Annotated in this window: 20 protein-coding genes; 12 read left to right on the forward strand and 8 right to left on the reverse strand. The window is 58.1% G+C overall.

Annotated elements, in window-relative coordinates; genetic code table 11:
- Positions 1 to 41 precede the first annotated feature (41 nt).
- The 3 genes from OHL18_RS10460 to OHL18_RS10470 all read right to left on the reverse strand — a co-directional run bounded on the left by OHL18_RS10460 (position 42) and on the right by OHL18_RS10470 (position 3,122).
- On the reverse strand, positions 42 to 1,145 hold the full coding sequence (locus OHL18_RS10460) for a carboxylate-amine ligase (protein ID WP_263374801.1): 1,104 nt from the start codon (positions 1,143 to 1,145) through the stop codon (positions 42 to 44).
- Between the two features lie 159 nt (positions 1,146 to 1,304).
- Positions 1,305 to 2,318: an ATP-grasp domain-containing protein gene (locus OHL18_RS10465; RefSeq protein WP_263374802.1), complete on the reverse strand. Its 1,014-nt coding sequence runs from the start codon at positions 2,316 to 2,318 to the stop codon at positions 1,305 to 1,307.
- A gap of 93 nt (positions 2,319 to 2,411) precedes the next feature.
- The gene (locus OHL18_RS10470; protein WP_263374803.1) at positions 2,412 to 3,122 is read right to left on the reverse strand and encodes an esterase family protein; all 711 of its coding nucleotides are present in this window, start codon (positions 3,120 to 3,122) and stop codon (positions 2,412 to 2,414) included.
- Between the two features lie 64 nt (positions 3,123 to 3,186).
- Here OHL18_RS10470 and OHL18_RS10475 point away from each other — a divergent pair, with 64 nt between their 5' ends.
- From OHL18_RS10475 to rimM, 4 genes are all read left to right on the forward strand, one after another.
- Complete coding sequence (locus tag OHL18_RS10475; protein ID WP_263375740.1) at positions 3,187 to 4,140, forward strand: alpha/beta hydrolase; 954 nt, start codon at positions 3,187 to 3,189, stop codon at positions 4,138 to 4,140.
- 250 nt (positions 4,141 to 4,390) lie between these two features.
- Entirely contained in the window at positions 4,391 to 4,645 is a 255-nt protein-coding gene (rpsP, locus tag OHL18_RS10480; protein ID WP_263375741.1) for a 30S ribosomal protein S16, read from the forward strand.
- A 268-nt stretch (positions 4,646 to 4,913) separates the two neighbouring features.
- A complete protein-coding gene (locus tag OHL18_RS10485) occupies positions 4,914 to 5,240 on the forward strand; it encodes a KH domain-containing protein (protein WP_263374804.1) in 327 nt (108 codons plus the stop codon).
- The gene (gene rimM, locus OHL18_RS10490; protein WP_263374805.1) at positions 5,221 to 5,934 is read left to right on the forward strand and encodes a ribosome maturation factor RimM; all 714 of its coding nucleotides are present in this window, start codon (positions 5,221 to 5,223) and stop codon (positions 5,932 to 5,934) included. Before OHL18_RS10485 ends, rimM begins: the two co-directional genes overlap by 20 nt.
- Positions 5,935 to 5,946: 12 nt before the next feature.
- On the opposite strand, the gene uxaC is transcribed toward rimM, so the two are convergent.
- A complete protein-coding gene (gene uxaC / locus OHL18_RS10495) occupies positions 5,947 to 7,359 on the reverse strand; it encodes a glucuronate isomerase (protein WP_263374806.1) in 1,413 nt (470 codons plus the stop codon).
- Between the two features lie 276 nt (positions 7,360 to 7,635).
- Between uxaC and OHL18_RS10500 the strand changes: the two genes are divergently transcribed.
- The gene (locus OHL18_RS10500) at positions 7,636 to 7,785 is read left to right on the forward strand and encodes a hypothetical protein (RefSeq protein ID WP_263374807.1); all 150 of its coding nucleotides are present in this window, start codon (positions 7,636 to 7,638) and stop codon (positions 7,783 to 7,785) included.
- 75 nt (positions 7,786 to 7,860) lie between these two features.
- Here OHL18_RS10500 and OHL18_RS10505 read toward each other — a convergent pair whose 3' ends face one another.
- On the reverse strand, positions 7,861 to 9,459 hold the full coding sequence (locus OHL18_RS10505) for a CRTAC1 family protein (protein WP_263374808.1): 1,599 nt from the start codon (positions 9,457 to 9,459) through the stop codon (positions 7,861 to 7,863).
- Positions 9,460 to 9,832: 373 nt separating this feature from the next.
- Here OHL18_RS10505 and OHL18_RS10510 point away from each other — a divergent pair, with 373 nt between their 5' ends.
- The 5 genes from OHL18_RS10510 (at position 9,833) to OHL18_RS10530 (ending at position 17,912) form a co-directional block, all read left to right on the forward strand.
- Positions 9,833 to 11,923, forward strand: coding sequence for a two-component system sensor histidine kinase NtrB (locus tag OHL18_RS10510; RefSeq protein ID WP_263374809.1), 2,091 nt, complete (start codon positions 9,833 to 9,835; stop codon positions 11,921 to 11,923).
- A 292-nt stretch (positions 11,924 to 12,215) separates the two neighbouring features.
- Positions 12,216 to 12,788, forward strand: coding sequence for a thioredoxin family protein (locus OHL18_RS10515; RefSeq protein WP_263374810.1), 573 nt, complete (start codon positions 12,216 to 12,218; stop codon positions 12,786 to 12,788).
- 387 nt (positions 12,789 to 13,175) lie between these two features.
- A complete protein-coding gene (locus tag OHL18_RS10520) occupies positions 13,176 to 14,918 on the forward strand; it encodes an NACHT domain-containing protein (RefSeq protein WP_263374811.1) in 1,743 nt (580 codons plus the stop codon).
- A 182-nt stretch (positions 14,919 to 15,100) separates the two neighbouring features.
- Positions 15,101 to 17,359, forward strand: coding sequence for an alpha-galactosidase (locus OHL18_RS10525; protein WP_263374812.1), 2,259 nt, complete (start codon positions 15,101 to 15,103; stop codon positions 17,357 to 17,359).
- 79 nt (positions 17,360 to 17,438) lie between these two features.
- A complete protein-coding gene (locus OHL18_RS10530) occupies positions 17,439 to 17,912 on the forward strand; it encodes an REP-associated tyrosine transposase (RefSeq protein ID WP_263374813.1) in 474 nt (157 codons plus the stop codon).
- A gap of 101 nt (positions 17,913 to 18,013) precedes the next feature.
- Here the strand turns inward: OHL18_RS10530 and OHL18_RS10535 are convergent, their stop codons facing one another.
- The 3 genes from OHL18_RS10535 to OHL18_RS10545 all read right to left on the reverse strand — a co-directional run bounded on the left by OHL18_RS10535 (position 18,014) and on the right by OHL18_RS10545 (position 22,215).
- On the reverse strand, positions 18,014 to 19,516 hold the full coding sequence (locus tag OHL18_RS10535) for a serine/threonine-protein kinase (RefSeq protein WP_263374814.1): 1,503 nt from the start codon (positions 19,514 to 19,516) through the stop codon (positions 18,014 to 18,016).
- A gap of 115 nt (positions 19,517 to 19,631) precedes the next feature.
- Positions 19,632 to 19,868: an addiction module antidote protein gene (locus OHL18_RS10540; protein WP_263374815.1), complete on the reverse strand. Its 237-nt coding sequence runs from the start codon at positions 19,866 to 19,868 to the stop codon at positions 19,632 to 19,634.
- Between the two features lie 64 nt (positions 19,869 to 19,932).
- Entirely contained in the window at positions 19,933 to 22,215 is a 2,283-nt protein-coding gene (locus OHL18_RS10545) for a carboxypeptidase-like regulatory domain-containing protein (RefSeq protein ID WP_263374816.1), read from the reverse strand.
- 242 nt (positions 22,216 to 22,457) lie between these two features.
- On the opposite strand from OHL18_RS10545, the gene nikR reads away from it, so the two are divergent.
- Positions 22,458 to 22,886, forward strand: a complete 429-nt coding sequence (gene nikR / locus OHL18_RS10550) for a nickel-responsive transcriptional regulator NikR (protein ID WP_263374817.1) — start codon at positions 22,458 to 22,460, stop codon at positions 22,884 to 22,886.
- A gap of 233 nt (positions 22,887 to 23,119) precedes the next feature.
- Positions 23,120 to 24,718, forward strand: coding sequence for a phosphatase PAP2 family protein (locus OHL18_RS10555; RefSeq protein WP_263374818.1), 1,599 nt, complete (start codon positions 23,120 to 23,122; stop codon positions 24,716 to 24,718).
- The last annotated feature ends 15 nt before the right edge of the window (positions 24,719 to 24,733 follow it).

Consider the following 24,733-nt stretch of genomic DNA (forward strand, 5'->3'; position numbering starts at 1 on the left):
CCCAGAAACAGCGGATCAACATGACGAAATTCCTATACTGCCTATAACCCGGCCTTCGTCTCCGAAGCCATGTAGTCGACCACAGCCCGCAGACTCCCCGTCTCGCGGAAGACCTTCAACTGCCGATCAGCCCCCGAGCCCCGCTCCATCATCGTCCGGATATACCCGATCTCGTTCCTGCTGCCCAGTTCATCGAGCGTATCGTCCACAAACGCGAGGTACTCCGAGATCAACTCCCGTGCCGGCACCTCGATCTGCTTTCCAAAATCGATCATCTTGCCGTCCAGCCCATACCGCACCGCCCGAAACTTGTTCTCCATCAATAGCGCCCGCGAGTATTGCCGGAAGTCCTGGTTCCGCGAGTGCAGGTCCCACAGCTTCCGAGCCGTCGCCTGGATCAGCGCCGCAATCGCCACCGTCTCCTGCGCCCGCAGCGGAATGTCGCAGATCCGCACCTCAATCGTGTCGAAGAAAGGATGCGGTCGCACATCCCACCAGATCTTCTTCGCGTTATCGATGCTGTTTGTCTTGATCAGCAGGTTTACGTAGTTCTCAAACTCCGAGTAGCTCGAAAAGCTGTCCGGCAGGTTCGTCCGCGGAAAGTTCTCAAACACCTTCGCGCGATAGCTCTTGTACCCCGTCTCCATCCCCAGCCAGAACGGCGAGTTCGTCGAGAGCGCCAGGATATGCGGCAGAAAGTACCGCAGCGAGTTCATGATGCGGATCGCCGCCTCGCGGTCCTCGATCCCCACATGCACATGCAATCCAAAGATCAGGTTCGCCCGCGCAACCAACTGAAGGTCTTCGACTACCTGCGCATACCGTGGGTCAGGATAGATCTCCTGCACCCTCCAGTCCGCGAAAGGATGAGTCGCGCCGGCCACGAGCACCAGCCCATGCTTCTCCGCCAGGCCAATCATGTTCCGCCGCAGGTCGAACAGATCCTCCTGCGCCTCCTGGATGTTCTTGCAGACCCGCGTGCCCACCTCGATCACCGACTGGTGCATCTCGGCCTTGACGCGCTCCTCCAGCCGCAATTTCCCTTCAGCCAGCATCTCTGTCGCAATATGAGACCGCAGATCCCGCGTCTCCGGATCGACTGTCTGGTACTCCTCTTCAATCCCTAAAGAAAACGATGGCCGCATGAGAATCCTCGATGTTTTGGGTAAATATGGAGAGGTCCGTTATTAGCTTCTCAACGAAAGATCCGTCATCTCGACCGGAGCCGGGTGGCCTCATCGCCCGGCGGAGTGGAGAGACCCCCGCATTTTCAGTGCTCAATCCGAAGATATCTTCGGATCGGGCTACTCCTTCTTCTTTGCCGCCTTCTTCGCCACAGCCTTCTTCGCTGCCACTTTCTTCGGAGCGGCCTTCTTCTCCACCGTCGTACCGCTCAAAAATGCAGACCAATTCATCCCGGTGGTCACCTTATCCGACGCCTTGGCCTTCTTCACCGCAAGCTTCGCCACCGCATCCACAATCCAGTCGAAGCTTTCACGCCCAACCGAGTGCAGATCGGCATCCGGAGCCGGGTTCATAAAGTCGATCGCATACGGCACGCCATCCTCCACCGCGAACTCGACCGTGTTGAGGTCATACCCCAGAGCCTTGCACAGCGTCAGCGCGTCCTTCTCTACGCGCTTGAGCAGCTTCGCCGGAGCCGTATTCGGCCCCATTACATATCGCTCCGCATGAGGACGCTTCGGGTCGTACGCCATGATCCGAACTTCACTCTGCCCCACCACATAACAGCGGAAGTACTCCTTGAAGTTGACCGCCGCCTGCAGCGTCATGCAAAGGTCGCGAGTCTGGTGATACGCACGGAAGAACTCCTCAGGATTGTGCACATGGAAGACATCCCGCCACCCACCGCCGTCATGCGGCTTCAGAAACGCCGGGAACTTCACGTAGTCGAAGATCCCTTCCCAATCCAGCGGATACTCCAGGTTCCTCAGCGACTGTGCATTGATATCCGGCGGATAGTCCTTATGCGGCAGCAGCACGGTTCTAGGCACCGCAACGCCCAGTTTCTCGGCCAGCGCATAGTTGAAGAACTTGTCATCCGCCGACCACCAGAACGGATTGTTGATCACCTGCGTCCCATTCAGGATCGCGTTCTTCAGATAGGCCCGGTAGAACGGAAGATCGTGCGAGATCCGGTCCACGATCACGTCGTACCCCGAAGGCACACCCATGTGCACCCCGCCCAGGTGTACAAACTCAGCCGTCAGCCCATCGATCTCCATCGAGTTGATCTTGTCGACCAGCGCCCCCGGAAACGTGTTCTCCTGCCCGAACAACACACCAATCTTCTTCAAAATCAACCTCCGCCAAACGTTTGCTACAACTTGGACAATCTGTGCCCCATTCATTCGCAGCCTCATCGCGAATGGGTGGGCCGCCACGAATCCCTATAGATAAGTCTGCAACATCCTTTGCCACCACGGCCAATCATGCCCGGTCCCATCGCCCCAGACATCCAGCCGCACCGGAATCCCCTTCGCCCGCATGATCCCGCCCAACTTCTCATTCTGACTCCAGCATTGGTCATGCACTCCGGTCGCCAGCACGTAGGTATTGTGCCGGTATCGATCGAGAAACCACGGGTCGCTCATCCCCGGCAGAAACTGCGTCGGCTGATTGAAGTACACATCCTGGTCGTGATATCCGTCGAGGAAGTTCCCCATATCGAACGCCCCGCTCATCGACAAAAACGCCGTAAATACATCCGGATGCCGCAGTGCCATCGTCACCGCGTGATATCCGCCAAAGCTGCATCCCACCGCCGCCCGCAACGGAGACCAGTTCAGCTGCTTCACCAGCGGAATCACCTCGTGAACGATGTACTCGTCGTATTGCACCTGTCGCGCCACCTTCGACCGCGGCGGAACGCTCCGGTTATACCAGCTCTCCGAGTCAACAGAATCAACGCAGAAGAGCTGCACCTCGCCATTCTCGATCTTGTTCGCGATCGCACCCACCATCCCGCGATCTTCAAACTCGAAGAACCGTCCCTGCGAGGTCGGAAAAACCACCGCCGGCATCCCCGCATGACCAAAGACCAGCAGCTCCATATCGCGCCCCAGGCGGGGCGAAAACCACTTGTGGTAATCCCGTCTCATAGCGCCCTTTCTGCTAACCTAACGCAATCCTAGCGTAATCGAGGTTACTTCCCCACCCTTGTCCGTGCATAACCAAACTCAACACCCCGCCCTCGCCTCCCCGTACGATCTCTCCCGTCTGGGAGGGCGCAATGCGCCCGATCGTCCCTTCCTCGTACCCGAAGAGACCCATCAGGCTCTGGAACAGAACACCTCCGATCCTCTACTTCCGTCGCTCGCCAGGCCAGCCGAGGTCACCCCCTCCGACATCCCCCGTCTCGACCGGCTGCGCCTGCACTCCGCCATCCTGCCTGAGCCCTACGACCGCAGCGTCTCCGTTTACCTGCCCCGCGCCTATTTCTCTGAGCCTGACCGCAGCTTCCCCGTCTTCTATCTCCACGATGGCCAGAACCTCTTCGACGAGCGCACCTCCTATGTCCCGGGCCACCCCTGGCACGCACATACCACTGCGGACCGTCTCACCGAGAATGGCGAGATCGAGCCCATCATCCTCGTCGGCGTCGCCAACACCGGCATCCGCCGCATGGCGGAGTACACCCCCACCCGCGACTTCAAGCTCGGCGGCGGCGAGGGCCGCAGCTATGCCCGGCTCCTCATCGAAGAGCTCAAGCCAGCCATCGACGCCAACTACCGCACCCTCCCCGGACCTGCCACCACCGCTGTAGGAGGATCCTCGCTTGGCGGCCTCATCTCCCTCTTTCTAGGAATCGAGTTCCCCGGAACCTTTGGCAGGATCGCCGTCATGTCGCCGTCCATCTGGTGGAATAACCGCAGTATCCTGGGCTTCGTAGAAGGTCTCCCTCTTCGCCCCGACCTCCGAATCTGGCTCGATATGGGGACCAGCGAAGGGGCGAAGCACCTCCGCGACACCGACCACCTCTTCCGTCTCTTGAAACGACGCGGCTGGCAGGAGCACGTCAACCTCGCCTACCAGCGCGTTCCCGGCGGAATTCACAGTGAAGACGCATGGTCGGACCGGTTCGACGATGTGCTGCGCTTTCTCTTTCCCACCACTTGACCAATTACGACCAAATTCGTGCAGGTGAACGACCCGGTTGCAGAATCTCGCATCCGACGCACCTATTGGACCCGTTACAAGCATCGACAAACAGTTTTGTTATCCCTAGAACAGCATCCAAACGTTGCGAAAAACGTCATTCTCCGCCATACTTAGTTGTTGGGTCGTAGAGCCGACGTGAGTTTTTCCATCGTCCGTCAGCTTGAGATTACCCACATAACCGAGCTCCTGAAAGGCATTCCCAGTGTTGATGATCCGTCTGGCGCGCGTTGGCGCGCGCAAGCAGCCCCACTACCGCATCGTTGTAATCGAAAAAGACCGCGCCCGCAATGGCCGCTCCGTGGAAGTCGTTGGAACGTACAATCCGCGCACCAACCCCGCCAGTGTCTCGCTCAAGCATGACCGCATCGCATACTGGACTGGCAACGGCGCGCAACTCTCCGAGACCGTAGGAAAGATCCTCAGCAAGAATCCCGCCGTGTCTGAAGCTGCAACAGTGGCCTAGTAATCCGTTCGTCTAACCTTTGGGTTCCTGAGAGCATACCCGAAGGGTGTTGAAAGCAGCGTTTTCCCTTCACTTGTTTGTGAAAATCGTTCATTCTGTTTTCAGGAAAGCGTCAAGCTTGTCTGGGCTTTCCAAAAATGCTGTATTACAACTGACAACTATGATCGAAACATCACCTTCATCTGAGAGCTACACGAAGCCTTCGCATTTAGACGAAGCGCGTGGTCACACTTCAGAAAGAGGCATCACTCTCCCGACAGGTGCCTACATGCTTCAACCGGATCTACCACTCACCCCTGAAGCCTCTCGCAGGATTCAGGAACTTGTCTCGGGATTGGCGAAGGCTCTCGTCGACGATCCCGAAGCTGTAAGCGTAGAGGTCATTCCGGAGGCAGCCTCAACTGTCCTCCGCCTCCGCGTCGCCTCCACCGACATCGGTAAAGTGATCGGCAAGCAAGGCCGTACCGCTCGCTCTATCCGAACCATCCTGAGTGCTGCCAGCATGAAGATGCAGCACAGGTTCTCTCTCGACATCGTCGAAGAGGGTATCGCAAAATCAGCAAACCCGGACTCCAGTGGCACGCAACAGGCCTGATTCACTGAAGGTCATCGTTAAGCCCGGAGATCCACACAGAGACCCGCACTTCTCTACACCGGAACCTGCCTCGTCTCAAAATAGTGATCAGACGACGCAGGATCCTCAGTGGATCGTTCTCGCACATCTCCTGCGCCCGCAAGGCCGAAAAGGCGAAGTTCTCGCGGATCTACTCACCGACTTCCCCGAGCAATTCTCATCCTCTCCGCGCGTCTTCCTCGCCCCCGAACACTTTACCGGCACCGAATCGCAGGCCCGCGTTGCGGAAGTTCGTGACTTCTGGCTCCCTGTCGGCAAGAACAGCGGCCGCATCGTCCTTCATCTGGCTGGCATCGATTCCATCAACCAGGCTGAGGCCCTTGGCGGTCTCGACGTTATTGTCCCAGCCTCCGAGCTCCCCGAACTCGAGGACGACGCCGAGTACATCAGCGACCTGGTGGGCTGCACCCTCTTTGACCATGCCAACCCCGAGGTGACTCTTGCGCTCGGAGCGGTTACCGATGTCCACTTCACGACTACTCCGGACGGCTGTCGCCGACTCGAAGAAGCGGCTCCGCTTCTGGTCGTCGAAACGCCCTCCGGCGACGAGATTCTCGTCCCTTTCGTCAAAGCCTTCCTCATCTCGGTGGACACCGATGCCAAGCGTATCGACATGAACCTTCCCGCCGGCCTTGCGGATAGCCAAAAGAGCTGATCGGCAAAGTTTCTACAACTTGTACCCGCGCTTCACCAGCCCGACGGTCAACTCCTTCGCCACTTCGAACGCTTCATCCTCATCCAGTCGCCCCTCGGCTACCAGCCTACCGAGAAACGAGCAGTCCACCCTCCGCGCCACATCATGCCGTGCCGGGATCGACAGGAACGCCCGTGTGTCGTCGTTGAACCCCACCGTGTTATAAAAACCCGCTGTCTCCGTCGCCTGCTCGCGAAAACGCATCATCCCCTCAGGCGAGTCGTGAAACCACCACGGCGGCCCCAGACGCAACGCCGGATAATGCCCAGCCAGCGGCGCAAGCTCCCGGCTGTAGGATGTCTCATCGAGCGTAAACACAATCAACGTCAACCGTGGATCGTTCCCATACTTCGTCAGCAGCGGCCGCAGGCTTCTCACATACTCGGTCGGCGATGGAATATCCGCTCCCTTGTCCCGCCCGAATCTCTCATAAACCTTCAAGTTGTGGTTGCGGATTGACCCTGGATGTAGCTGCATCACCAGCCCATCCTCAACGCTCATGCCCGCCATCTCGGTCAGCATCTGCGCCTGGAAAAGCTCGACATCGCCCGCGTTCAACCGTCCCTCGTAGACTCGCTCATAAAGCCGCGAAGCCTCTGCGGGCGAAAGGTCTGCGGTCATCGCCGTCAGGTGCCCGTGGTCCGTCGCCGTCGCGCCGTTTGCTATGAAGAACTGCCGCCGGCTCCGCAGGGCCTTCAAATACCCATCCCACCCGGAGACATCCTCGCCGGTAAGCTCCCCCAACGCCTCCAGGTTCGCTCGAAACCCTGCATATTCCGCATCGATCACCGCATCCGGCCGGAACGTAGGCAGCACCCGGCCCTTCCACCCCGACTCGCGGATCGCCCTGTGATGCTCCAGCGAGTCCACCGCCGCGTCTGTAGTCGCCAACACCTCGATCCCGAACCGCTCGTATAGCGCCCTTGGCAGGAACTCCGGAGTTACCAGCTTCGCGGCGATCTCGTCATAAAACGTGTCCGCATTCTGCTCGGATAGCCGCTCAGTGAGCCCAAAGAGCGTCTCAAACGAGTGGTCCAACCAAAGCCGTGTCGGCGTCCCGCGAAACAAATAGTAGTGCCGCGCAAAGATCCGCCATACCTCTCTTGGATCCACCGCGATCGCCTGTCCCGGGTTTGTCCCCTGCTGCGGTACGCCAAGCGATTCCAGGCTCACGCCCTGGGAATACAGCATTCTGAACACATAGTGGTCAGGCTGAATGAACAGCGCCGAAGGGTCGGGAAACGGCCTGTTTTCTGCAAACCACCTTGGATCAGTATGGCCATGTGGGCTGATGATCGGCAGGTCCTTCACCGTCTCATACAGCGCTTGCGCCATGCGTCGCGCGGAGCCGCTCTCTGCCGGAAATAATCTGTCTTTGTCGAGCATAGCCCCTCGCTTGAGTGGTTCGACCACCGTCAAAGAGAGTATCAAACTCGGATCATGAACCGCACTCGACAATTCCACAACCCATTTTGGGAACCCAAATGCGTTTGGTAACGTCGAATCACTAGGTTACCCGTCAACACTTCGGTTATCTTGCCGATAGAGGCAACAACTCAAATAAGGACGAACACGACTCTCCCCATGACTGCTTCCAGGCCAACACCACACTGCAAATACTGCGGCTCCGAGCGAACTTCCCGCACCGAACGAAAAGGCTTCATGCAAAAGGTCGTCATGTTCAAACTGGGCCTCTTCCCCTGGGAGTGCAACGCCTGCTGGAAGGTCTTCATGTCCTCCGAGCGCGGAAAACGAACCCGCCGCAGCCGGACCAGCGCGGAAGGCTCTTCGCTCGAGACACATAACGCCTAGCACCTCTTGCGCAAGAAAAAACAATGCCACTCCCGCAGCCAGGAGTGGCATCGTTCTTTTATCAGGAATCCGTCGCTACTGCGGCTCCTCAATCTTCAAAACCTGATCGGCCTTTACATCCTGTAGCTTCTGCACCCTCCCACTCGGCCAACGCACCTCAACCTGCTTCACCACCGTGTCCGTCCCGAGCCCAAAGTGCGCCCGCTTGTCCTTCGACGACAGATACCCGCCCGCCGTGCTGACGGTCACCAACTGCTTGTACTTCGAGCCCGTCACCTCGATCTCGGCTCCAATACCATCCCGGTTACTCTTGTGCCCCACCAGCGAGATGGTCAACCAATGGTTCGCCGTCACCGTCTCATTATGCAAAATATGCGCCGCTCCCCCGTTCGTGGTCACGACCGCATCAATTCGCCCATCGTTATCCAGATCTCCCACGGCCATTCCACGCCCCACCCACGGTTGCTTGAACACCGGCCCTGAGACCGAACTCACGTCCACAAATCCCTTGCCCGTATTCCGAGCCAGCAGCATTGGCTCCTTGTAGTGAATCTGCGGCGAAGTCAACTCAACGGTATCCACGTCATGCCCCTGCGCGATCAGCAGGTCCTTCAAGCCGTCATTGTCGTAGTCCACAAAGTATGCGCTCCACCCCGAGTGCAGCAGCGTCATCGCAGCAATCCCCGACATGTACGTGTCATAGGTAAAGCTCGAATCCCCATTGTTCTTGTAGATCGCATACTTCTGGTTCGCCAGGTTCGTCATGATCAGGTCCGGCAGCCCGTCGTTGTTGTAGTCCGCGAAGTCAATCCCCATCCCGGCATAGGTGCGACCGTCGCCATCCACCGCAATCTCCGACGTCAGTCCCGTCTCCTCGAACGTCCCATCGCCCTTGTTGCGATAGAGAAACTCCAGCATGGAGTCGTTCGCCACCGCGATATCCACCTTGCCGTCACGGTCGAAGTCCGCAATCGCGATCCCCAATCCCTTGCCCGGCACAGAGATCCCCGTCTTCGCCGATACCTCTGTGAACTTCCCCTTGCCATCGTTGTGATAGACCAGCGGAGCGATCGCCGGAAAGATGTCCGGATGGCAATACGACCGATACCCTTCGCGGTGCTCTCCGCACCACACATCGTCGAAGTCCCACTTCACATAGCGCAGTACCACCAGGTCCAGCAGCCCGTCGTTATCCAGGTCCACCCACGCCGCAGACGTGGACCACCCACTCCCGCCCGTCCCGGAAGACTCCGTCACATCGGTAAACGTCCCATTCCCATTGTTCCGGTAGAGCTTATTGCCACCATAAGCCGTGACATAAAGATCATCGAAGCCATCGTTATCGAAGTCGCCCACGGCGACTCCCATCCCATATCCGACGCCCTGCAATCCGGCCTTCTCGGTCACGTCTTCGAACGTCCCATCCTTCTTCTGGTGGAAGAGACGGTTCCAGTCCTTTGGCCCTGTCTTCGCCGGAATGGTTCCCTTCGCCGTCGGATCGCTCAGCGGAGCCCCGTTTACAAAGAAGACATCCAACAGCCCGTCGTTGTCGTAGTCAAACAGTGCTACCCCAGAGCCCATCGTCTCCATCAAGTACTTCTTCGAGGTATGCGAAGCGACGCCCTCGAAGTTCACTCCGCTTGTCGCCGTCGTATCGACAAAGTTCCCGGGCACGATCGTCGCTGCAGCACTTTTACCCGCCCCTTGCCCAAGTGCCGTTGAAGCCACCAGGAACGCACATAACATGTTGATCAACGAAAAGCTGGTCCCTCTATCTTCTGCATTCATCCGGTAGTTCTCTCCACTGTGGGCGTAAACAGTCTTGAACCCTCAACGCACTCAAGTGTACCCACTTCGACATAGCCTGATCTCAACCATTCGGAGGAGAAACCCCTTCGCCATAACAGCCTAACCGCAACCGGGGCACGCGCGAGAAAAACGCAAGCCGAACTCCCGCACTGGACGTCCCGAATGTATCCCGTGATAATGAGGCAGCGAAACGACTTTCAACGATGTCTGACTGTAAGATCAACATTTGAAACCTCGTATGGATAAAAGGCCCTCCCGAGCCCGCACGACATCCTTCTCCACTGCACTTCCCGCATTCGGCAGCCAAGCCGACATGCGCGGTGCCGTGCGCCGCGTCGCGAGAACCTGCGCTGCCCTATCAGCCATCCTTGGCGTCATCGTTCTTTGCGGATGGGCCCTCGGAATTGAGATCATCGAGACCGTCCTGAGCGGACACGTCAGCATGAAGCCCAACACCGCTCTCGGCTTTCTCTCGAGTGGAATTGGCCTCAGCTTCGCTCTCTCGCGCCTGCCCGCTTCACGGACACTCTCACGAATCTTTGCCGCAATCACAATCTTCATCGGTGCAGCCACAATCTCCGAGTACGTCCTTGGCATCAACCTCCGTATCGACGAGCTTCTCTTCCGCGATGTCCAGCGTCTCGTCGAGCCCGGCCGCCCCTCTTACGTCACAGCCATTGCATTCTGTCTTGCCGGCTCTTCCCTTTTCTTCTTCATAGGGAACAAGCTCTCGTGCCGCATCTCGCAGGTCTTCGCTTTGCTGCTCGGAACGCTCGCCCTGACCAGCATCACCGGCTTCCTGTACGGCGTGCCTGTCCTCTATGGCTCCTCCATAAGAGCCAACTCCATGGCATTCCACACCGGAATCGGATTTCTCGTCCTGAGTTGTGGACTCATTCTCGGCCAGCTCGACTCAGCGGTTGGGAAAGTCCTTACAGCTTCGGAACGTGGAAGCTGGGTCGCGCGCCGCCTTCTTCCCGCACTGATCATCTTTCCAGTCCTCATGGGCTACCTCTACCTGCGACCTGCCCTCAATCTCGGGCAGGTCAGATTTGCTATGGCGCTCTTTGCCGTCACCCTGGTAGTCGGCGGCAGCCTCTCACTCGTTCTTATAGGCAACTCCCTCAACGCCGCCGAACGCCGTCAACGCGAGTTCATGCAGGTCTCCATGGAGGCCGCAGCAGCAGTCGAGATCAGCGAGCAGGAACTTCGCCTGATCACCGACAACCTGCCCATGCTCATCGGCTATATCGATACATCCGGAAGATTCGTCAGGGTGAACCGAACCCACGAGCTGTGGCTCGGTCTCCCGGCAAATAGGCTGCTCGGCCGAACCGTATCCCAAGTGCTCGGCGAAGCCTATTGGCATAGCACCAGACCCGCGCGAGACGCTGCACACCGGGGCGTCACTAGTTCTTCCGAAACCATCTGCCCCACCATCTACGGCGACCGCCGTGTTATCGCGACCTACGCCCCGGACATCGATGAAGCCGGCGATCTCCGCGGCTTCGCGGTCATGGTCGTCGACGTGGAAGACCAGCGCCGCGCCGAAGCTGCGCTCCGCCAAAGCGAAAAACTGGCCGCCGTCGGAAGGCACTCCAGTTCGATCGCCCACGAGATCAACAATCCAGTCGACGCGGCGATGAACCTGGTCTATCTCGCCCGCGAGCAAGTCCGCGACGAAGAAGTGAAGTCGCTCCTCGAGATCGCAGACGGCGAACTGAAACGCGTCGCCACCATCGTGAACGAGACCCTCCGCTTCCAGAAGCGCAGCTCTCACTCCGAACTCATACTGCTCGCCGACCTCTTCCGCTCGGTTCTGGTCCTCCATAGCCGCCGCATTCGCGACAACCGGATCACGGTCGACAGGCGCGATCGCGCCACCGAGCCCTTCGAGTGCTTCGAAGGCGAAGTGCGCCAGGTCCTCAACAACCTCGTCGCCAACGCCCTCGACGCGATGCTGCCCGGAGGCCGCCTTACCCTGCGCAGCCGTCCCGCAACCGAGTGGAAGTCCGGCCGCCGCGGCGTCGCTCTCACCATAGCCGACGACGGCAAAGGCATGGACGAGAGCACCAGCGCCCGCGTCTTCGAAGCCTTCTTCACCACAAAGGGCTTCGGTGGCACCGGCCTTGGACTTTGGATCAGCGCCGAGATCCTCGGCCGCCTCGGCGGCAAACTGCACGTCCGCTCCAGCACCAGCGCGCAACATCATGGATCTATCTTCGTGATCTTCCTTCCATTCGCGAACGCACCGCCAGAGTCCATCAATCCGCTTGAAGCAGGAGCCGCTCTGAAAGAATCCGGCATAACAGACGCAGCCTGGGGTTGATCCCGTCCTGTACTTGCCATGATCGTGCGCGCGACGAGAACGCCCTAACTTTCCTGTATTTGCTGTCATCCTGAGCGCAGCGAAGGACCCCGGCGCTGCCCACATCCCCACAGCCGCTCGAACCTTTCTTCCTAGACCTTCCACGCCCCAGCTATCCCCTTCGTAGCCATCCCACTCTATTTGTCATTCCCGAAGGGAATCTGCGTTTGCCTTTCCCTGCCGCAGAAGATATCCGCACATCAGGCATAATGACTCATCGCTTCAAAATCCCTCAATGAGTCCACAAAAGCCTATGCCCTCAAGACGCACCCTTCCGAGCCTCGTCTTCTCCGCCGCCCTCGCTCTCATCCCCACCGCCGCACACGCCGCCGTGCCCGATACCGGGGCCACCGCCGCTGACGTCATGACCGCCGCCGAGCATCGCGCCGCCGCCGAGCACAAGAACATCCTGCTCACCTTCGGAGCCTCCTGGTGCGGCAACTGCCGCCTCTTAGACAAGTTCTTCGCCGACCCCACCATCCGCCCCATCATCGACAAGGCATTCGTCCTCGCCGACCTCGACACCGGCGAGCACGCCAGCGACACCCGCCACGCCAACATCCCCGGCGGCGAGAAGATCCAAACCGCGCTCGGCGGCAAAGACGCCGGCTACCCCTACATCGTCATGCTCGACCCCACCGGCAAACTCCTAGCCGGCTCCAACCGCCCCTCCAACCTCGCCCACCCCGGCAACATCGGCTACCCCGTCGCCCCGTGGGAGATCGACTGGTTCCTCGACATGCTCAAAAAATCCGCCCCCACCCTCACCCCACAAGACACCGCCACCATCCGCACCTGGCTAACCACCCACGGCCCGGGCCACTAACCTCTTACTTCATTCCTTGTGCCTGCCGCCAACCTGAGCAGCAGAATGCCCCTGGGTTATCTGTACTTGCCGTCATCCTGAGCGTAGCGAAGGATCCCGACGCTGCCCCACATCCGCACAGCCGCCCGAACCTTTCTCCCTCGGATCCCCACGTCCCTGCTAGCCATCCCTCGATCGATCCACACGGACGACCCGGGCCTCCAAAACACGCCAGTGTGCCTATCCCAAACTAACGAATTTCAATCAAAGATTGACATCCCGCAACCGAAAAGGCACCGCCCCGATAGAGCACGGTGCCGTCATACCCGCCTCCCTCGTCAATTGACACTTGGCACTCGCTCGTATGCTCAACGGCCAACTGCATAAGATATGGTTTAGACTCTCGCCATGATCCCACTTCCGTCCCTGAGTATTAACCTGGCAAACCTTCTTCCCTATTTGGAGGAGAAATTCAAGACATGGTTGGGAAAAGACCCGGCGAGCATAGAGTTGGCGGATTGGTTTAAGGCCGTACAGGCTTCTTCTTTACAGCTAGCATCCGTAGTCTATTGCGTCGGGATGCCGGAGCCTATCCCTTTTGAGCAACTCTACCAACCAACTCGGATGACCAAGAAAGGCGTTGGTCGTCGTAAAGATACCTATGCGTATAACGGGAGACTTGACCGCTCGGTTGCCCTTGCGCACGCAGCTACCGAACGGGAGATCACGGTTTCAGATTTCCTGCTTAGCAAAGACGACGCGATAATTTACGCCGGCCCAGAATGGGGCAAGACGACATTTCTGCATCATCTTTTCCGTACTCTCTTGAAGAATCCCATCGTACTCCCTGTCCTCATAACCTTGAGGAGAACAAATGCTGTGGAAGATCTTGAACGTATCGTTCAGATTGGAGGCGCTGTCAGCAAGAAAGCGAAACGGGACGAGTTTGTATTGCTGGTCGATGGGTACGATGAGATTGACCCGAACGCACGAAAGCGGGTTTCTGACGCACTATTAAAATTTCAAGGGTTGCAGCTAGGGCGCTTCTATCTCACCTGTCGAAGCTTTTATGATGTTGCCCTGATCACGGCACCGGAACTCCACATAAAGGGCTTTCATCTCACAGATAAGTACGCTTTTGTCACGACATTTCTTAAGACATACGGCTCGAAGCTGGACCCTATACAGACCGTTGATGATCTTCAAAAGCGAGGGTTTGAAGATTTCCTCTCGCACCCGCTACTTCTGACGTTGGCATGCATTGTTGAGACGACAAGCCACACCAATCATCCAAGAAGCGCGCTGCGGCTGCTTGAGCGAGCGCTCGAAGTACTCGCCTATAAATGGGACGATCAGAAGATCATCGAACGTCACCGTATTACAGCGTTGGATGGTAGGGATCGCATAGAACTCCTAAAGCGCATTGCATATCAATCTCGATCCCCTATAGTCGACAAACTCCGCGTCACGACCCTTGCGAAAGAAGAACTATCACTGATGCATTTTGATCGCGTTGACCACAATCGAGTGTTGATGGAGACGGCACAGTTCTATGGAATTTTTGTTCCGAAAGACGATAGCTGGGAATTTGTACACCGAAGTCTGCAAGACTTTCTCGCAGCGCAGTATTGGGTTGAAACAGGTATCTTTGCTGGGATTGAGCAATATAGATGGGATTCACGCACGGCGTACGCTGCGTGCCTTTATCACGATGCAACCAAAGTCATTTTGGCCGGGCTTAGCAATCCAGAGGCGCTCGCAACGGTCGCAGAGATATTTAGCAATGCTCCATATTTCAGTATGACGCTCGTAACTGAGGCCATATTTAAATATTACGCTCAACCAAAGTGCGCCGAGATCTACGAGAGCGATCCTCAGTGGTATATAGTCGGTCGTCTCGGAACTGACTTCATCCGTTTGGTGGATTCTAGATATTTAAACCGCCTCGCAGAGGCCTGCGCGAATAATCGAAGCGAATTGTCCGATCTCATAGCTGCGTACTGCGCATTTGAACTCTGTCACAGGCGGCTGCGATTCGATCTCTTGACCTATCAGTGCATGGTCGAGGGATACGGCCATGAGGAGTTCATCTTCAGCATCGTCGATGTGGGCGAGATCAAGCTTTCAAACGCGCGACCGCTCGGGTACTAGACAGTTTTGCAATTTCGAGCCTGCAAGGCGCTTTCGTCACACCCCTGACACCTACCCTTCCCCCGGTGTATACCTTCCTAAGCCCCAAAACTCCGGCATGCAACCGCTTTCACGCCCGGAACCCGGCACCCAATAGCTCAACGCACCGACATACGAATCACAGAAGAACAGGAAAGACGCCCATGTTGAAGCACCTCGGCCTCCGCCAGCATCTCGCCCTAGCCGCCGCGATCACCACCGCCCTCGCTCTCCCTGTCCTTTCCGCGAGCGCCCAGGCCATCCACTTCGACGCCACCACCCACGTCTTTCGCATCGACACCCCCGGCGAGACCTACGCCTTCGGCGTCAACGCGCAGTCCGAGATCCAAACCATCTACTGGGGCTCCCCGCTAGCCGCCGCCGACCCACTCCCCACGCCCGCCGCCTACCGCAGCCTCTCCGGCATGGAAGAGTCCACCAACATCACCCCCTACGAGTACCGCGCCTGGGGCGGCCTCAACTTCACCGAGCCCGCCGTCAAGATCAACTTCCCCGACGGCAACCGCGACCTCGTCCTCCACTACGTCTCCCACAAGATCGACGGCGACCGCCTCACCATCACCACCAAAGACATCTCCCGCGAAGTCTTCGTCGACCTCATCTATACCGTTGACCCCGCCACCGGCGTCATCGGCCGCAACTCGATCATCACCAACAAGACCAAAGAAAAACTCACCATCGAACAAGCCGCCTCCGCCACCTGGAACCTCCCCCACGGAACGGATTATCAGCTCAGCTATCTCAGTGGAAGATGGGCCGCCGAGTGGCAGCTCACCCAAGAGCAGATCAAAGACGGCACCACCGTCCTAGAGTCCCGCCGCGGCAGCACCGGCCAGCAGAACAACCCCTGGTTCGCGATCACCCGCGCCAACTCCTCCGGCCCGCATCCCGAGTTCCCCACCAACGAAGAGGTCGGCCAGGTCTGGTTCGGAGCTCTCGCCTGGTCCGGCTCCTGGCGCATCAACGTCGAGCGCAACCAGGTCCATGACATCCACGTCACCGGCGGGTACAACCCCTTCGACTTCGCCTACCCGCTCGCCCCCGGCCAGAAGCTCGAAACACCCGTCTTCTACGCCGGCTATTCGTCGCATGGAATCGGCGAAGCCTCTCGCATCTTCCACCGCTTTGAGATCTCACAGATCCTCCCGCAGAAGCCCACGCCCAAGCTGCGCCCCGTCATCTACAACTCCTGGGAAGCCACCGAGATGGCCGTTGACTATCCCGGCCAGGCAGCCTTGGCCGAGAAGGCCGCCCGCATCGGCGTCGAACGCTTCATCATGGACGACGGCTGGTTCGGCCAGCGCAAGGACGACCACGCCGGCCTCGGCGATTGGTACGTCAATCAGAAAAAATTCCCCAACGGCCTCAAGCCGCTCATCGACAAGGTCCACGCCCTCAACATGGACTTCGGCCTCTGGGTCGAGCCCGAGATGGTCAACCCCAACAGCGACCTCTACCGCGCCCACCCCGACTGGGTCCTCAACATGACCGGCCGCCCCCGCAGCGAAGGCCGCAACCAGCTCATGCTCAACCTCGCCCGCAAAGACGTCCGCGCCTACGTCTTCAACTTCCTCGACAAGATCCTCACCGACAACGACATCGCCTTCCTCAAGTGGGACTACAACCGCCAATGGTCCGAACCCGGCTGGCCCGAACTCGGCCCTGACTCCGACAAGCAGAAGACCGTCTACGTCGAGTACATCCGCAACCTCTACAGCATCCTCGCCGAGCTCCGCACCAAACACCCCAAGGTCGAGATCCAGTCCTGCTCCTCCGGCGGCGGCCGCGTCGACCTCGGCATTCTCGGATATACCGACGAGGTCTGGCCCTCCGACAACACCGACCCCTTCGACCGCCTCAGCATCCAGGACGGCTTCACCTACGCCTACACCCCGCAGGTCATGACCGCCTGGGTCACCGACTCGCCCAACTGGGCCAACGACCGCAGCACCTCCGTCGCCTACCGCTTCTTGTCCTCAATGCAGGGCGGCCTCGGCGTAGGCGCGAACCTCAACAAGTGGACCGACGCCGACTTCGCCACCGCCAAAGACCTCATCGCCGCCTACAAGACCATCCGCCAGACCGTCCAGCAGGGCAGCCTCTACCGCCTCATCAACCCGCGCAATGGCAGCGACCACTCCGCCACCGAGTCCGTCTCAACCGACCTCCACCAGGCCGTCCTCTTCACCTTCCTCAAATCGAGCACGCAGCGCTACCCCTATCCCCGCGTCTACCTCAAGGGCCTCGACCCCGCCAAGCAATACAAGGTCACCCCCATGTACGGCACCCTGAAGAAGGACACCCCCGAAACCGCTTCCGGAGCCTACTGGATGAACCACGGCCTAGACCCCGACCTAACCGGCGACTTCAAAGCGGCAGCATTCAAGTTCGAGGTTCGGTGACCGCACAAAATCTGGGTGCCCCATATCTGGCAGCTTCACCGCCAGATGTGGGGTTCTCCCATAAAGTAGAATCCCCACCATGCCAAGCCGCCTCAACCGTTATCACCACGAAGGCGAAGACCATTTCATCACCGTTAGCTGCTATCACCGGCAACCCTACTTCATCACCCCACAAGCCAAAGACATCGCTCTAACTTCCCTCGAAGCCACACGTCAGAAGTATCAGTTCGAAATTCTCGGCTACGTTGTGATGCCAGAGCACGTCCACCTTCTCATCTCCGAACCACCCGACCACGAGAACCACACGATAGCCACAATCATGCAAGCGTGGAAGATATCGGTCGCGCGACGATTGCCGCAACGCCCTTTCTGGCAAAGACGCTACTACGACTTCAACGTCGCATCACGCGACAAGGTCATCGAGAAGCTACGCTACATGCACCGGAATCCCGTAACTCGTGGTTTAGTTGAACACCCTGAAGATTGGAGATGGTCGTCATTCCGTCACTATCTGCTGGAGGAAGACGGCCCCGTAAGGATCACCGCGACTTGAAAATCGGTGCCATTGGCACATCCCACATCTGGCGATGAAACTGCCAGATATGGGGCACCCGGCGAGCGGCGCTTTAGCCGCAACGATCAACTAGCAGCGGATCAACTAAAAATTTGCCGCCAATATGTCGGAGAGAAAGGTAACGAAGATGGGTATTTCAGTTTTCCTTCAGCCGCAGCCGCAAAAATTGACATCCAGCGTTCTATAAAATCACCTTCGTTCTCGTCGTCAACCGAAACGGGACCGAAGGCCGCTTGATATACGTGCATAGTTGCTGACAGAGCTAAATCGAGATGACTGAAACGAGGGTGGCCTGGAGCCCGAACATCTATAAGGCTAAAAGGAGGTATCTCGCCGCCTGAACCTAGCGACATAAACGACACCTCATACCAGCGGTAGTCGTTTTCTTTTGGCAAACGACAGTATAAAAGCGACGAACTCCAGAAGTATTCCGGATGGAATTGCTCTACCTGTATAGTCTTGGCGAGCACAACGTCAATCTGAGAGTGCTCAAAGCTCAAAGGCGGGATCACTTGGAGATAATTGAATGCGGTTGCTTTAGGTAAGGAGAACCGCGCTGTCCCGAACTTTAGGTATGTCTCCTCCTCCCGACAGGATGGAGCTTCACTTAGGATTGTCTGTCGAAGACGCGTGAACATTTCGTCGAGCAGATTATGACCGCTGAGAGCTAAACGTTCACGTGCGATCACAATCGATTTCTGTTCGGCAGCAGCTGATTCTTCTCGCGACCGAACATGTTCTAGTCGCACGGCGGCTTCGGCGATTGGACTGGCGTGTCGTGGCACCAAAAGTTCAACGTTGCCAAGTATGTCTCTAATCCTTTGAATTTGTGGCCGGGCCTCGGGAGACTTGCGCAGTAGCATCGCAATTAAAGTGCGTAGCGTCGGAGGAATGTCTTCCGGCAGCGAAGAAGGAGATCGATGCAAATGCTGGTCTCGATAGTCATCCATCTTTGGCCCTTCGAAAGGCAGTCGACCGGATAAGAGCTTGTAACCAATACAGCCAAGGGCATAAACATCGGTCGCAGCCTTGGCACTTTCAAGAAGCCATTGCTCAGGAGCAGCATATTGCGGTGATAGGCAACCTTTCAGGGTATTCAAGCTGGTAGACTCTTCAACAAACCGAGCAATTCCAAAATCTGCAAGTTTCCACGTTCCGTCGTGAAATAAAACGTTTGCCGGCTTAAGGTCTCTATGAATTAGACCGTCCAACTCCCTGATGCCTTCAGTTACCTGCATAAGAATGTCAACTGTCTCAACCAGCGAGTATTTTTTACTTTGATCCAAGTCTGATTCAAGACTTTTAGAGGCACGAGCCATCACGATAAAGTAGCTTCCTGTATTCGCATCTTCGCCAGAATCGAATGTCGGAATTAGGTGAGGCTTAGGATGACTCACTAACTGAGACGCAACTCGAAATTCTCGATGAGCAGACTCCTCAGAGCCAAGATGAAGTTTTTTAATGGCAACCGCGGTTCCGTCGGGAGACTGACCTTCAAAAACTGCACCGAATCCTCCGGGCGCTCCAAGGGGCTTTGTAGGGTCGTAGTACCAATTTTGTCTTTCTAGACGAATCTCAATCATCTTATTCCTTAGTGTCAATCAAGTTGATTATCCATCATATCCGGGTATCCCCAATGACTCGCTTTTGGTCATTGGCTGGGTGTTAGCGGCACTGTAGAGCAGCTACCAGAAGAACTTACACCAGCTTCACCCTGAGCGCCGCACACACCCGGCTCACCGTATCGAACCGCGGAGCGCTCCCTGGCCGCAGCGCCTTATACAGCGCCTCCCGCGTAATCCCCGCCGACTTCGCAATCTCGGTCATCCCCCGAGCCCGCGCAATCTCCGCCAGCGCCGAGGCCAGCAAAGCCCGATCCCCCGCCTCAAGAATCTCCGTCAAAGCAGCAGCAACCGACGCCTTGCTTAAGGGCACAGCTTCAGCCGTGCCACAACCCCACCTTCGCCAAACGGCTTCAGCCGCTGAGGTACGCCATCCCCTACTTCGCCGCCGCCCGTCCCCCAAACTTCCACGTCAGATTCACGCTCGCGTAAGAAGGAATCCGCACCCCCACAACCTCTGAGATCTCGCTCCCCCCAAACGACTCCAGCGTCTGCCCTGTATACCCGCCGGCCAACAGAAAATTCACCCCAACATTCAGCCGCTCGTCGAGAAACGGCCTCACCACCGCCCCGCGAAACTCCTTCACCGCCGTCCCCAGGCACTGCGCATTCACATCCGGCAGACACCCCGTTCCCAGCGGCTTCTTCCCTACAAACTCGAACTCTCCCCGAGCCTGCATTCCGAACGGCAGCCGCTGCACATTCGCCAGCACATCGAAGATCGTCCTCGGAGCCTCGGGCACCGGCTGCCCCGAGTCCACATCCCGAGCATCCGCCTTCGAGAACGTCACCAGCACCGACCCGCCGGTAAAACTCTGCCGCACCGCCGCCGTCAGAAACTCCAGCCGCCCCGGTCCCTGGTCCTCCTGCAGTCCCGTGTCCGGATCGATCTTCGCCAGCTCGGAGCTCGTCGTCACATGCCCCAGCGTCAGCTTGAAGTCCGTCGCCGCCGCCGTCTTGCTCACCACCAGCTGATAGTTATGCGACCGCGCCACCAGCGTGCCGTTCGCGCTTCCTAGCGCGATCCTCGGGTCCTCCGTGAAGAACGCTTCGCCAAAGCTAGCCGAGACCAGCGGCAGAAACTTCATCTCCCCTGGCACAAACGACACCGTGGCCTTCGGCGAGTTCACCCCAACCCACTTTTGAAAGGAGTGCTCCGCATCGATCCGGTCCACGTTCGTGATATCGATCTGGTCCCGTCGCCACCCGCCGTAGTATCGGAAGTGTTGCCCCAGCGCACCCGACAGTGCTCCATACGTCGTCACCGAGGAGATCGTCACATCGCTCGAGTCCACCTTGGTAAACGGGCCATACACAAACTGCCCCGTGTAGTTGTCATAGTGATCGAGGTTGTCCCTACGCGGAGCTTCCCTCTCCCAATCAAGTCCAGCCAGCACCGAAAGCGCATCGCTGAACTTATTCACGTAGCTCGTACTCTGCGCGGCCACAGTCCGAAACTCGCTCTGCCGAATCAGTCCATCCCCAAAGTTCGAGAACAGCGCCAGGTTATAGGTCCTAAAGAACCCTGAGACCTGTAGCTCCTGCCTGGAGTTCAGCCGCCAGATATCATTCACCGCCGCCAGTGCAGTATGCGTCTGGTCTCTCTGCCGCGGGTCAATCGTGTCGCCGTAGTTCACCACGCCTGCGTCGCCATCGTCATCCGGAAAGATAGGAACCAGCCCCGGCACATAGGACCTGCCCCAGTACGCAATCCCAAGCAACGTCAGCTCATGCCGTCCCAGGTCGAAGACCCTCTGCGAGTTCAGCTTGTACTGCTGCCTGTGCTCCAGCCGCTGCAGAAAACCGTTCCCCAACGACGCCTCGATCGCCACAAACGACTTCTCCGCCGGACTTACGCCAGCCACCAGATCGATGTCCCGATAGTCTCCCGTAAGCGACACAAACGGATCGACCCGCGACCGCAGCCCATAGGTCGCTGCCACATTCAACGCATGGTTCCCCTGGCGCACGTTGAATGCTCCTCCATCGACCTGAACACTTTCGATCACCGACGGGATGAGGATATTCGGATCGGAGTAGCCATTGCCGTGCGCGTTTGCGGAGAGATTGTTCGGCACCAGGTAACCGCCTACGGCAACGAACTGAGCGATCGGCTCGCCATGATCTCCCGCCACTCCCGGGGCAAAGTATTGCGGAGCCTTGATGCCGCTCGATGCTGTCTCGATCGGATATCCAGGAATCGACACCGGCGCTCCCGGCCTCCCAGGATTTGCATCGATCAAGTCCTGCTTCACGAAGACCTTCTCCGCCGGATCGGGCGAGAGCACATCCAGTTGATTGATGTCCGCGGTCACCGCCACCGACTCCTTGTGGCTCAGCGTCGGAACCATGTCTATCTGCAACGTACTCGTCGAGTTGTCCAGCTTGATTGTCGTTGATACAGTCTGGAACCCTGGTGCATTGAAAACCAAAACGTAACTTCCCGGCATCAATTTCCCAAACTCAAACCTCCCAACGGAATTGGTCAACACCTCGCGCTTACGTCCAAGCTGCGGCGAAAGCTCAACCGTCGCGCGAACAACCGGTTTCCCCGCCGAGTCAACGACCTCGCCCTCCACGCGGAAGAATTCCTGCCCCGTCGCGAGCAACGGGTACATCATGCCGAAGAATAAGCACCAACGGACGAGAACAGCGGTCATGGCCTTCCTTTCAGCTCATCGAATGGAGGAACAGGGTTTTGATATGCGGGATCGATTCCCAAACGTAAGAGGAATGTAAAAATCGTGCTACGTTATTCGCGGAATTCGTGGGAGAAATTTCATCGATCGGCACGATGGTATTACATTTTTTATAACTGTGCTACGAAACGGCTCGCAGTCTGGATTGCGCAATTGGAAGAGATATCCTTGGATCGAAGTCATAGCTTCATCCGAGAGGTTGCATGTCCAATCTAAGCCGCACCGGCGTCTCGCTCGACGGAGACCTCCTCAAGGAGTTCGATCGCCTTATCACCAAACGCGGTTACAAGAACCGTTCCGAGGCCGTCCGCGACCTCATCCGCCGCGCCCTTCTCGAAGAAGACGTCGATTCGAATAAGTCCGTCGTAGGCACCCTCACCCTGGTCTACGACCACCACATCCCCAATCTCTCCGAGAAGCTCACCGACGTTCAACACCGCGCCGGAGCCATGATCCTCGCCGCGACCCACGTCCACCTCGACCATCACTACTGCCTCGAAGTCATCATCATGAAGGGCAAGAGCAGAGAACTGCAGGCAGTCGCCGACGGCATCCTCGCCCTGCGCGGCGTGGAACTCGGCAAGCTCGTCCTCACCAACTCCGGCAAGGACCTTAAGTCGCACACCCACTAAAGTCTAGAGAGAAACCGTTGACTACGTCCGCTGCCACGACACTTGCATCCACTGCCACATCTCTTTATGGCGCGCCGTTTAGTAGTCTTCACCTCATGCGAGGTTGAAACGCAAGGACCATCGCGCGCACTCTTGCTCGTCAGATGCAGGGTCTAACCTATCGATTCGATTCCTTGCAGCTCGAGCAGCACCTCAGGCCCGTCTATCAAATCGAACGACCACGAGGAGACTCTATGCCAAGTCCGTGCAGCACGCCCGTACCTTCCCCCTGCGCCCCTGCCATTCCCGCCGGACGCATCCTCGATAACTTCACCCACCGCTACAACACCGCCACCGCACAAGCCGTTCAGGCCGTCCCGCCACAGCCCACGAACGGTGACGAGGCTCTGCCCGACAAGTGCGGCACCTACACCAAGTGCATCAAGCAGGCATCTCCCGGCAAGGTCGATCTCACCGCCTTCGCACAGTTTCGTAGTGCCATCAACTCTGGCGACTTCGCTGACTTCCAGAACCTGACTCTCGGCGGAAGCCGCACCCAGAACAATCCGATGGGCTCCTATGCGTACAGCTTTGTCGGTGCCGACGCCAGCCAGTTTGGCCTGCCTGAAGTGCCTGCCCCGCCCGCTCTCGCCAGCGAAGAGTACGCCACGGAACTCATCGACCTCTACTGGTGCTCGCTGCTTCGCGACGTCGCCTTTATCGACTACCATGACAACCCCATCGCCCACGCCGCCGCCAAGGAACTCACGAACTCTGTCGAGTACAAGGGGCCCAAACACGCTGGTAAAGTCACTCCGGAACTCCTCTTCCGCGGCAACTTCCCCGGAGAAGCGATCGGCCCTTACATCTCGCAGTTCTTTGCCACACCCACCAACCTCGGCGCTCTGCCCTTCAGCCAGCAGTACGTCACCTACAAGCCGAACGTCGACTACATGACCGATCAGGGTACATGGTGGGCGGTGCAGAACGGCGTCGGCACCGGCTTCACCAATCAGAAGCTTGCCACTCCGCTTTACCTTCACGATGGCCGTGGCCTGGCTGCCTATACTCACGTCGACGAACTCTACCAGGCCTACTTCACCGCCTACCTGGTCCTCAGTTCTATCGGCGCACCCGTCAATCCCGGCAGCCCGTATGTTGTTGGAGGCCTGCCCTCAAAGAAGCAGAACGGCTTCGGCACATTCGGCGGGCCGGACTTCGCAGCCGTCCTTGCGCAGGTCGCCAAGCTCGCACTCAACACCGTCTGGTATCAGAAGTGGGTCGTCCATCTTCGCCATCGGCCGGAGTCCGGCGCGGGCCTTATCCATCTCATCAACCGCGGTTCTACCTTCGACGCCCAGCCGCTGCCGCGCGTCTTCAACTCACAAGCCCTGCATCAGAGCAGCAGCAAGTACGGCTCCGATCTCCTCTCGCAGCCCTTCCCGGAGGGCTCTCCCGCGCACCCGGCCTACCCCACAGGCCACGGCACCGTTGGCGGAGCCTGCATCACTATCCTGAAGTTTTTCTTCGATGGCGACTACGTCCTCTACGCTCCACAGGAGTCCAGCTCCGACGGCACCACGCTCGGGCCGTGGGACCCCATGGACCACCCCGACTACCTACGGGGCAACCTCACCGTAAACGGCGAACTGCACAAGCTCGCGCACAACGTTACCTTCGGCCACGGTCTTCACGGCGGCATCCACTGGCGCAGCGACAGTGACTGGTCGATGACTCTAGGCGAAGCTGTCGCCATCCGCTTCCTGCAAGACCTCGCCTGCACCTACAAGGAACCATTCAGCATCACCTTTACCAAGCTGGACGGCACTCCGCAGACCATCACGAATATGTAAGCCGTCTCCTCAAGC

It is taken from the genome of Granulicella aggregans, assembly GCF_025685565.1.
GTDB lineage: Bacteria > Acidobacteriota > Terriglobia > Terriglobales > Acidobacteriaceae > Edaphobacter > Edaphobacter aggregans_B.